This window comes from Amycolatopsis sp. NPDC003676 (genome assembly GCF_053587275.1).
Genome location: NZ_JBSFNS010000191.1, coordinates 1 through 9,652, shown reverse-complemented (window position 1 = coordinate 9,652; position 9,652 = coordinate 1). Strand labels below are relative to the sequence as shown.

The 9,652-nt window shown below is 69.2% G+C and carries 9 protein-coding genes and 1 pseudogene; 3 read left to right on the top strand and 7 right to left on the bottom strand.

The window, feature by feature from the left end; translation table 11 throughout:
• Nucleotides 1-119 precede the first annotated feature (119 nt).
• From ggt to ACWDNU_RS43955, 5 genes are all read right to left on the bottom strand, one after another.
• The gene (gene ggt / locus ACWDNU_RS43975; RefSeq protein WP_449673211.1) at nt 120-1,928 is read right to left on the bottom strand and encodes a gamma-glutamyltransferase; all 1,809 of its coding nucleotides are present in this window, start codon (nt 1,926-1,928) and stop codon (nt 120-122) included.
• A 39-nt stretch (nt 1,929-1,967) separates the two neighbouring features.
• Nucleotides 1,968-2,198 carry a hypothetical protein gene (locus tag ACWDNU_RS43970; protein ID WP_370938760.1) on the bottom strand — a complete coding sequence of 77 codons (231 nt, stop codon included), beginning with the start codon at nt 2,196-2,198 and terminating at the stop codon, nt 1,968-1,970.
• Nucleotides 2,195-2,527, bottom strand: a complete 333-nt coding sequence (locus tag ACWDNU_RS43965; protein WP_354751157.1) for a hypothetical protein — start codon at nt 2,525-2,527, stop codon at nt 2,195-2,197. The genes ACWDNU_RS43970 and ACWDNU_RS43965 overlap by 4 nt, the downstream gene beginning before the upstream one ends.
• 71 nt (nt 2,528-2,598) lie before the next feature.
• Nucleotides 2,599-3,261: a Crp/Fnr family transcriptional regulator gene (locus tag ACWDNU_RS43960; RefSeq protein ID WP_370938761.1), complete on the bottom strand. Its 663-nt coding sequence runs from the start codon at nt 3,259-3,261 to the stop codon at nt 2,599-2,601.
• A gap of 34 nt (nt 3,262-3,295) precedes the next feature.
• Nucleotides 3,296-3,916, bottom strand: coding sequence for a nucleotidyl cyclase domain-containing protein (locus tag ACWDNU_RS43955; RefSeq protein WP_370938762.1), 621 nt, complete (start codon nt 3,914-3,916; stop codon nt 3,296-3,298).
• 254 nt (nt 3,917-4,170) lie between these two features.
• Here ACWDNU_RS43955 and ACWDNU_RS43950 point away from each other — a divergent pair, with 254 nt between their 5' ends.
• Together ACWDNU_RS43950 and ACWDNU_RS43945 are read left to right on the top strand one after the other, a co-directional pair.
• Entirely contained in the window at nt 4,171-5,238 is a 1,068-nt protein-coding gene (locus tag ACWDNU_RS43950) for a helix-turn-helix domain-containing protein (RefSeq protein ID WP_370938763.1), read from the top strand.
• Nucleotides 5,235-6,368: a hypothetical protein gene (locus tag ACWDNU_RS43945; protein WP_449673210.1), complete on the top strand. Its 1,134-nt coding sequence runs from the start codon at nt 5,235-5,237 to the stop codon at nt 6,366-6,368. Before ACWDNU_RS43950 ends, ACWDNU_RS43945 begins: the two co-directional genes overlap by 4 nt.
• Nucleotides 6,369-6,372: 4 nt before the next feature.
• Here the strand turns inward: ACWDNU_RS43945 and ACWDNU_RS43940 are convergent, their stop codons facing one another.
• Together ACWDNU_RS43940 and ACWDNU_RS43935 are read right to left on the bottom strand one after the other, a co-directional pair.
• Nucleotides 6,373-6,918, bottom strand: coding sequence for a GNAT family N-acetyltransferase (locus ACWDNU_RS43940; protein WP_449673209.1), 546 nt, complete (start codon nt 6,916-6,918; stop codon nt 6,373-6,375).
• Nucleotides 6,919-7,383: 465 nt separating this feature from the next.
• On the bottom strand, nt 7,384-9,489 hold the full coding sequence (locus ACWDNU_RS43935) for a primosomal protein N' (protein WP_449673208.1): 2,106 nt from the start codon (nt 9,487-9,489) through the stop codon (nt 7,384-7,386).
• A gap of 68 nt (nt 9,490-9,557) precedes the next feature.
• On the opposite strand from ACWDNU_RS43935, the pseudogene ACWDNU_RS43930 reads away from it, so the two are divergent.
• Nucleotides 9,558-9,652, top strand: a pseudogene (locus ACWDNU_RS43930) (cytosine permease); the annotation flags it as partial.

The window sequence follows — 9,652 nt, the reverse complement described above, 5'->3', positions numbered from 1 at the left end:
GTGCTTGTCAAGGCATCTTTCCCGCCTTGACAAGCACCTCCGCGCCGTAGTCACACTCAGCTTCGGGGTGCCCCACGCAACCACTCAAAAGCAATGTCGCCGCCAGGCGACGAGCCGAACTACCGCCCCCCAGGCCACCGCCAAGGCAACACAACCTCAGCAGCCCCCTGTCCCCTCCTCACCGGCTCAGCAGCGGCAATCCACCGCCCGTCCCGCAAACTCTCCACCCCGGTAGAAGCCCCGATCTCCGCAGGCGAAGACGAAAACACCTGCCCTCGCCGTTGCAAATCCGCGACCTCAGGCTGAGCCAAGAACCCAGCCTCGACATCCGCCTTGGCAGAATTCCGCTGAGAAGCCCGAGGCGCGGCAATCGCATCCTCCAACGACAACCCACGATCAATCCGCCCAAGCAAAACCTGCAGCACAGTCGTAATAATCGAAGCGCCCCCAGGCGACCCAGTGGCAAAGAACGGCTTCCCGTCCCGCAAAACCACAGTAGGAGCCATAGAAGACCGAGGCCGCTTCCCGGACCCAGGCAAATTAGGATCAGGAACCCCAGGCGTAACAGGCACGAACGAGAAGTCAGTCAACTCGTTGTTCAACAGGAACCCACGCCCGGGCACCACAATCCCACTACCACCCTCCTGCTCGATAGTAAGGGTGTAAGCGACAACATTCCCCCACTTGTCCGCCACAGTAAGGTGAGTGGTGTTCTCCCCTTCATAAGGCGTAGGAGCCCCGACAGAACCAGCACCACAAGGCTGAGGATGCCGAGGATCAGCAGGCGCAACCGGACTAGTCGCAGCGTGGTCCCGAGAGATCAAACAAGCCCGGCTGTCCGCGAACTCCTGGCTGAGCAACTCCCGAGCCGGAACATCCACCACCGCGGGATCGCCGATCCACCGATTCCGATCAGCGAACGCATACCGCGAAGCCTCCAGGAAATACTGCAGATAGTCAGCCTTGCTGGCCCCGCGAAGATCGTAATTCTCCAGAATATTCAAAGCCTCGCCCACGGTAAGCCCGCCAGACGAAGGCGCAGGCATCCCGTAGACGTCCAACCCGCGATACTCCGTATGCGTGGGCTCCCGCTCAATAGCCCGATACGCGGCAAGATCCCCCAAAGAGAGCTTCCCAGGCCGAACATTCAGGGAAGAAGCAGGATCGACCGGCGGCCGCTGAACAGTCCGGGCGACATCCGCCCCGATGTCTCCGCGGTACAAGGCATCCGTACCCCGCCGGGCCAACTCCCCGTAAGTGCCGGCAAGATCAGGATTCCGGAACACCGTCCCCGGCGCCGGCGGCTGACCGCCCGGCAGATACAACGACCGAGTCGAAGGAAACGCAGCAAACCGCGCGGCATTGTGCGCGACCTGGTCATGGAACGTCTGATCGACCACGAACCCCTTGCGCGCCAACCGCTCCGCCGGAGCGATCGACTGGGCGAGCGACCGGGTCCCCCACTTGCGCAACGCATCACGCCACGTAGCCGGAGTGCCCGGCACCCCCACGCTCAACCCGCTGGTCACCGCGTCCGCGAACGGCAACGGCTTGCCGTTCTCCACGAACAGGTTCTCGTCCGCGGTCTTGGGCGCGGTTTCCCGCCCGTCGAGCGTGTGGACCTTGCCGGTCTTCGCGTCGTAGTACACGAAGAACCCGCCCCCGCCGATGCCGGCCGAGAACGGGTCCGTGACGCCGAGTGCGGCCGCGACGGCGACCGCCGCGTCGACGGCGTTGCCGCCGCCGCGCAGCACCTGCGTGCCGATGGCCGTGGCGTCGGCGTCGATGCTCGACACCGCGCCGAGATAGCCGGTCGCGACAGGCGATTTAGGAGTGGGAACGGCGGCCGAGGCGCTGGCCGCCCCGGCCGTGGACACCAGAGCGGCCACGGAGAGCACCGCGAGGATTCGCTTTCCGGTCGTGGGCATGCGGGCGAGTCTGCCCCGCGGCAGAACCGGTGTCCACACTCATTTCGAGGCCGCCATCGCCACCGCGGTCAACGTGGCCAGTCCGCCGACGCCCGCCGCGCCGACGACCAGTCCGGCGATCGCCGCGACCGAGGCCGCCAGCCGCACCGCCAGTCCGGCGATCCAGCGCAGCACCCGGATCACGGCGATCAGGACCACCAACGCGAGCACGAGCACCGCCGCCGGCACGCCTTGCCCGCCACTCTGCGCGGCGGCCAGCACGGTGGTCATATCCGCACCTGTATCCGCGGTTCGCGAAGGTCCTCGCGCCCGAATTCGCGCATGTTCTCGTACGCCCGCCTGCGCAGTTCCTCACGAGCCTGAACGCGTTTGCGCTCCGAACCCAGCTGCCACACCCAGCGCCAGCCCGCGGCCGTCGCGATCAGGGAACCGGCGAGGATCACCAGGAACGCCTGTGCGACCAGCCCGTGGAGCGATTCGAAACTCAGCAACACCAGCAGCGCCCACACCTGAGCGACGGTGAACGGGACGACCAGAGCTGCCGCGTACACCCCCCGACGCCAGCGAACCGGCTGAGGAGCGGGAAGAAACGGTTCCATGACTGCCTCCCTCGGTGGTGTGTATCCAGAAAACCCCGGCGGAGCCGGGAAATCTGTGTCAGCTGACACGTTCAGCGGGCGAGCCTCCGCAATTCCGCGAGCCGGTGGATAGTCACCCGGCCGCGCGCGGTGCTGATCACCCCCTGGCGGCGGAGTTCCCGCGTCACCCGTGCCCACGATTCGCGCGAAATCGCCGCTGTCATCGCGAGTTCCGCTTGCGTGCCGGGCACCGCGACCTCGATGTCCGTGCCGCGCCGCACGCCGTGCTGCACCGCCAGCTGCATCAGCTGCGCGGCCACGCGGCGGGTGCTCGTCCCGCCGCCGATGTCGAGCCACTGCCGTCCGACGTCGCGCATCCGGTCGGCCAGTACTTGCAGCAGCGCCCAGGAAATCGCCGCCTCGCGCCGGCACAGCGCGACGAACCGCGCGGCGGGCACGACCAGTACGTCGAGTTCGTCGAGTGCCTGCACTGTCGCCGACCTCCGTCCGCCGTCGATCACGGCCAGTTCGCCGATCACGTCGCCCGCGCCGCGGACGCCGATCACGACCTCGCGCCCGTCCGGCGTCGCGTTGGTGATCCGGACGTGCCCGGTCAGCAGGAGAAGGACCACCGAGGCCCGCTCGCCTTCGCGGCAGAGGACGTCCCCGCGCCGGTAAGCCTTGCGGACGGACAGCTCTTCGAACTTCGCGCGGTCCGCGGCGCCCAGCGCCGGCCAGAACCCGATCGTCTCCACAGCGGTCCACCCTCCTCGTCGCCGGCCGGACCGCTCAGGCGATCAGTCCCGCTCCCGGCCGGACGGCGTCGGTGGTGCGGACCCAGCCCCGCGTCCGCTGCCCGCCGACGCGCACGTGGAAGGCGTGGGTGAAAGAGCTGCGGTCGATCCCGGCGTAGCCGTGCCGGACGACCGAACGGTGGATCGCGTTCGAGACGACGAGCGCGAGCGGGCCGGAGGAGCTGCGCAGCCTGCGTCTCAGGTCGGCCGCGTCGAGCAGCCGGCAGGCGATGTCGACGTCCTCGCCGTAGGGCCCGTGCGCGTCGTAGTGCACCTCGCCGGCGTGGACCGAAACGCGCAGCCGGAAGGCCAGTTCGGGATCCTGGTCGCCGTGCCGGGCGAGCAGTTCGGTCAGCGCGGGCACCACGCGGGCGAGCAGCACTGTCTTCGGGACCTCGTCGACCGGCCGGATGAGGCAGAGCGCCCCGTCGCCCCGGTCGATGAACGGGTCCCGGAACTCCTCGGTGATGCCCCCGGCCAGGAACGCCTCGTCGAGCAGGTCGAACAGGACCGAACGGAGCCCGGCCCGAGCCGGGTTCGTACGGGTTGTCGACCCTTCGATGTCGACCACCACGATGGCTCGGTGTACTGGTGCCTGTACTGCTGAGGTGTCCATGACCGCCCCCCTATTTCAGGAAGCTACTGAAATCTAGTAGACTTTCACAGCAGCTACTATAAGGCTGGGCCGGGACTGAAACAATGGTGTCGCGCACACGACATCTTCAGTTCAGGTCCCGGCCTAGTCCGAGATTGGCAACCCCTGAACACCCGCCGACACTCCACCCCCGGCCCGTCCGGCCACCCCGGCGTCCCGGGTGTAGAATCCCCGCCATTCACGTCTGACTGAACTTCACTGAAGGGTCTGAAGTCGTGTCTCAGCCCAACCCCGCGCTCGCCGCTCGCCTGCGTACCCTGCGCAAGGAGACCTGGTCCGACGTGGTGCTGACCCAGCGGCAGCTCGCCGAGGCCTTCGGCGTGAGCACCGGGCTGCTGTCGTCATGGGAGAACGTGGCGAAGCCGGTGACGCCCCCGCAGCCGCGGCTCGAGGCGTACGCGACCTTCTTCGCCACTCGCCGCTCCGTCCACGGCCGCGAACTTCACCTGCTGGACATCGGCGACCTGACAGACGACGAGCACACGGTCCGCAAGGAACTGCTCGCGGAGCTGCAGGCGCTGCGCGGCGACCTCGACGACCCGCCCGCCCAGCCGGTCTTCGCGCCCGCGAGCCTCTGGCACTTCCCGCCGCAGCAGGACATCGTGATCGTCTGCGCGCAGCTGCCGGAGAAATACCGCATCGCCTACACCGACCCGTCCAGCCCGGACTACGTCAACCTCTACACCTACGCCGACCCGGACGCGCTGCTCGAACTCTACGGCCACATCCGCGCGTGCAACCCGGCCAGCAAAGTCACCTTCCGCACCACCGACCAGAACACGACGCTTTCGGCGGACGAGTACACCGCGCACCTCGTGCTGCTCGGCGGCGTCGACTGGAACCCGCAGACCCGCGCGCTGCTCGACCGGGTCGACGTGCCGGTCCGCCAGATCAGCCGCAAGGGCGACGAAGACCAGCTGGACACCGGCTTCGAAGTGACCCGCGCGGACGGAACGACCCGGATGTTCAGCGCCAAACTGCACGACGGCAGACTGATCGAAGACGTCGCGCACTTCTACCACGGCGTCAGCCCGCTCAACCGCAAGCGCACTGTGACCGTGTGCAACGGGATGTACGGCCGCGGCACCCTCGGGGCCGTACGAGCGCTGACCGACCACCGCTTCCGCGACCGCAACCAGGCGTACCTCGACCAGCGCTTCGCGGGCAAGGATTCCTTCAGCATCATCAGCCGGGTCCCGGTCTTCGACAACCAGGGGCTCACCCCCGACTGGACCCTGCGAGAAAACCGGCTGCACGAGTGGCCAGAATCGAGCCTTCCATGACCGCGACCGTCGCAGCGCCGGCGCAGCACACGACGCACCAGCGGCTGCTGCACCACGTCGCCGCCGAGGACGCGCCGCAGGCCCAGCTGGACGCGATCGTCGTGCCCAACGGCCGCCCCGCCGCCTACCTCAAGGACGCTTTCCGCGCGGCCCGCGAGGTCGACGCCACAGTCCTGTTGCTGTGCAGCAAGAGCGCACGGGCGACCGACGCGGTGCTCGCCGCGAAACGCGCCGGGGCACGGGTCCGCGCCATCGACACCGACGAAGTCGCTGGCCTCGGCACTGTCCCGGCCTTCGCGACGAGCAAGCTGCTGCAGGCGAAGCGCCTGGCGCGGCGCACTGACACGAGCTTCAAGCGCAACCTCGGCGTGCTCGTGGCCGACCTCGCCGGATGGCAGCGCATCCTCTTCCTCGACGACGACATCCACCTTTCGCAGCCTGGAGACCTGCGCGCCGCCGCGGGCCTGCTCGACGAGTACGCGGCGGTCGGCCTCGCCAACACCGGCATGCCGGACAACTCCGTGGTCTGCCACGCCTACCGCGATTCCGGAGGACAGCAGGACACGTTCGTCGGCGGCGGCGCACTGGCCGTGGGGCACAACGCGTTCTCCTCGTTCTTCCCGGACATCTACAACGAGGACTGGTTCTTCCTCCTCAGCGGCACCGGCCTGCGCGCCACAGCGGTGACCGGCTCCGCGCACCAGGACGACTACGACCCCTATCGCGACACCGTGCGCGCCCGGTCGGAGGAACTCGGCGACACGCTCGCCGAGGGCATTTACTGCCTGCTGGACAACGGTCTCGGCATCGCCGACGCGAACGCGGAGTACTGGGCGGACTTCCTGGAAAGCCGTCAAGCGTTCATCGACACCACGCTGCGCCAGGTCCACGACGCGCCGCACCTGACCGGCGCGGCCGAGGGCCGGATGATCGCCGCGCTGAAGGCGGCGCGCGGCCGCAGTCTGGTGATCGAGCCGGACCTGTGCGTCCGGTACCTGCGCGCTTGGCAACGGGACCGGGACACGTGGCAGACGCATCTGCTGTCGCTGCGTGCGCGGCACGGGGTGCCGGGCGATCCGGACGCCGCCTTCGACACGCTGGGGATCTCGGAGCTCGTGCACAAGTCCTGAAGATTCAGCGCTCGCCGCACATACGGCCGGCCAGCGGCGCGGGACGGTCGTCCGGCAGCCCTTTCACCAGGACGTGGCAGCGTTCGGCCTCGGAAATCGTGCGCCCGTCAGGCGAAACGTGCTCCGCGTAGCAAACGACGGTGCCGTGGCCCCAGTCGCGGTAACCAAGGCGGCTGTACAGCCGGGCGGCGCGGGTGTTGTCCGTGCGGACCGCGAGCGCGCCGAGGGCGTGGCCGTGGCCGGCCAGGTAGTCCTCGGCCGCGTGCACGAGAGCCGCGCCGATGCCGCGGTTGCGTGCTTCCGGGGCGACTTCCAGATGAGTCAGCAGCGGAACGCCCGGCAGATGGCCGCGGATCGGCGGTTCCTCGGCGTCCTCGAGCCACAGGTACACGGCGCCGACCGGCCGCGCGGAGCACCACGCGGTGAACAGGACGCCGAGCCCCTTCGCCTGCCGGGTGAACCGGTCCTCGAAGAATCCCGGGTCGCCGAGGATCTCCGCCAGCGCCGCGAGGTCCGCCTGTTCAGCCGGCCGGATCGAGACGTCGCCCATCAACGCCGACTCCTGTCCGCAGGACCGGGCACGGGGCACGCGAGCGGGAGGCCGGCCCGGAGCCGGCCCGGGCCGCGGTCCTGATCTTGGCCGCCCGGCCTCAAGAGTAAGTGTGCGCTGGGTAGGCGCGAAGACTGCAGATGCCGCAGCCCGGTCCTCCGGACGGAGCAACGGGCTACCCTGCGCGACCACGCCCCTCCCCCGGTTTCCACCTCTCCAATACACCCCGGGACGAACCGGTTCAAACGGAAATGGCGCGGCAGCACGGAAAACCGCTTCCGGGGCGGGGTTGAATGCGGGAATTAGCGGTTGGCTAGATCGGGTTCAGCGGATCCAGTTGCGCGCGTGGCGGTTTGCGCGGGTTGCGAGCCCGTCACGCCGCGCGTTTCAGGGCCTGTCCACGACATTGGACAGCTGCCTGTTTCAGCGGCGTCTCGCGTCCGGGTGCCGGCGCGCCGGGACCGCCTAAATCAGATCCAGCGGATCCAGTTGCACCCGTACCGGCTCGACCGCTTTGCGGGCGTCGCGGCGGGCCACCGCGTCCCGCACGACCGTCGCCAGGGCACGACCGTCCCGGCGGGCCACCCGCACCAGCGCCCGCTCGCGTTCCGCGTTGCCCTCGTCGTCAAAATCGCCCAGCGGGACGGGGCCGAGCACCTCTCCGGTTTCCGGCAGCGGGAGGTCGTCCAGCACGCTCGCCACCGCGGCCGGGCTCCCCTCGACGCTCGCCATCCGCATCGCGGGCGGGAAACCCAGCTCCCGGCGCTGCTCCAGTTCCTGGCTCGCGTGCCAGCCCGGGTCCCAGCGCACCAATGCCTGCACCACGGGCAGCCCGGCTTCCGCTCCGACGACGACCCGGCCTCCGCTCGACGCCGGACGGACCAGCGCACCGGCGGCCATCCAGCGGCGCAGAGTTTCTTCCGCGGCACGGAGATCCTGACGGCCGAGCAGCGCCCAGCCGTCCAGCAGCAGCGCCGCGCCGTAACCGCCCTCGGCGACCGGTTCCGCGCCTGGCGTGCAGACCACCAGCGCCGGGCGGCCAGGGACGGTCGCCAGGACTTCGGTCGCGCCGGAGGTTCGGACTGGCACCCCGGGGAAAGCCCGGCCCAGTTCCTCGGCGGTGCGTTTCGCACCGACGACGACTGCTCGCAGCCGGACGGAACCGCAAGCGGGGCAACGGAAAGCGGTCTCCGGGACGCCGCACCACCGGCAGGCGGGCGGGCGCGGGGCGCCGTCCACCGAACCGCCGGGCAGCGCGAGCGGACCGGCGCAGCGGCGGCAGTGGGCGGGCGTGCGGCATTGGCCGCAGGACAATCCCGGGACGTAGCCGCGGCGCGGGACCTGGACCAAAGCCGGGAGCCCGGCGGCGAAAGCTTGGCGTGCCGCTTCGAAAGCGACCGCGGGCAGGCGGGCGACGCGGGCGGCTTCGTCACGCGCTACGTCGAAGTCTTCGCCGACCGGAGTCACGCGCGGGGCGGCGGCGCGAAGTTCGGTGCGATCAGCCTGGATCTGTTGTGCCCAGCCGGATTCCACCAGCAGCTGCGCTTCGGCGGTTCGGGCAAATCCGCCGACCAGGAAGGCGGATTTCGTTGCGTGGGCCCGATCCATCAGCACATCTCGTACGTGCGGGTACGGGGCATGCGGATCCAGGTGCAGATCGTCGCCGTCGTCCCAGACTACGAACAGACCGGGATCCGCGACGGGGGCGAACATCGCCGCGCGGGTGCCGACGACTACGCGGACTGCGCCGCGCAGCACGGAAAGCCAGCGGCGGTACCGCTCTGCCGGTCCCAGACCGGCGATCAGTGCAGCGACGCCTTGTTCGCCGACTAGTTCGATGCACGCGTCGTGTACTCGGGTTAGGTCGCGGTGGTCTGGGACTACCAGGACCGCGCCCCTTCCCTGGGCCGCTGCCGTGGCGGCTGCTTCGGCCAGGCGGCGGGGCCAGTCTTCGCCGGGGAGGGCTTGCCAGACCGCGTTGGCTGGGCCGCCTTCGGTTACTGCTTCCAGGAAGGCTTCGCCGCGTTGGTAGCGGGTCCAGGCGGAGACATCCGGCGCGGGCGGTGTCGGGGCCGGTTCGGCGGGTGGTTCGGCTTCTGCCTTCGCGTGTCGCGGGGGCAGGGCCAGGCGCAGGACGTCGGAGAGAGTTCCGGCGTAGCGGTCGGCTACTGAGCGGCAGACGGCGTGCAGGGCCGGTGGGAGTACGGGTTCGCTTGAGGTGACTCGCTCGAGGTAGGCGAGTTTGCGTTCGTACTCCGTGGTGTCGGTGCGTTCGATGAGGTAGCCGTCGACTAGCTGGCCCGCGAAGCGCACTCGGACTCGGCAGCCCGGGACTGCGGATTCGTGGAGTTTTTCCGGGACTTGGTAGTCGAAGGTGCGATCGAGGTGGGCTAGCGGGATGTCGACGGCGATCTTCGCTACCGGGAGTTCCGGGGCCGGGGTTTGCTGGCCTTTGCGGGAGCGGGCCGGTTTGGAGGTGCGGGGCTTTTTCGCCGGGGTGGCCTTCGGCTCCGGGGTGGAGCGCGGAGGCTCCGGGAGGTCCCATAGGGGGGTGGGTTCGGAGCTGGTCACTTGGAGATCTCTACCAGACTGGTCCGACGGTCTTGCCGTGAGCATCGAAGGGAGGCGCCCCTTCGGGGGAACACAGTTTCCTCGGCCTGCACGCGCTCGGCTGGATGTGTTTCGTGGCGCTGTGGCTGGTGCAGGCGTTCGTGCTGACCCGCGGCATGGAGGC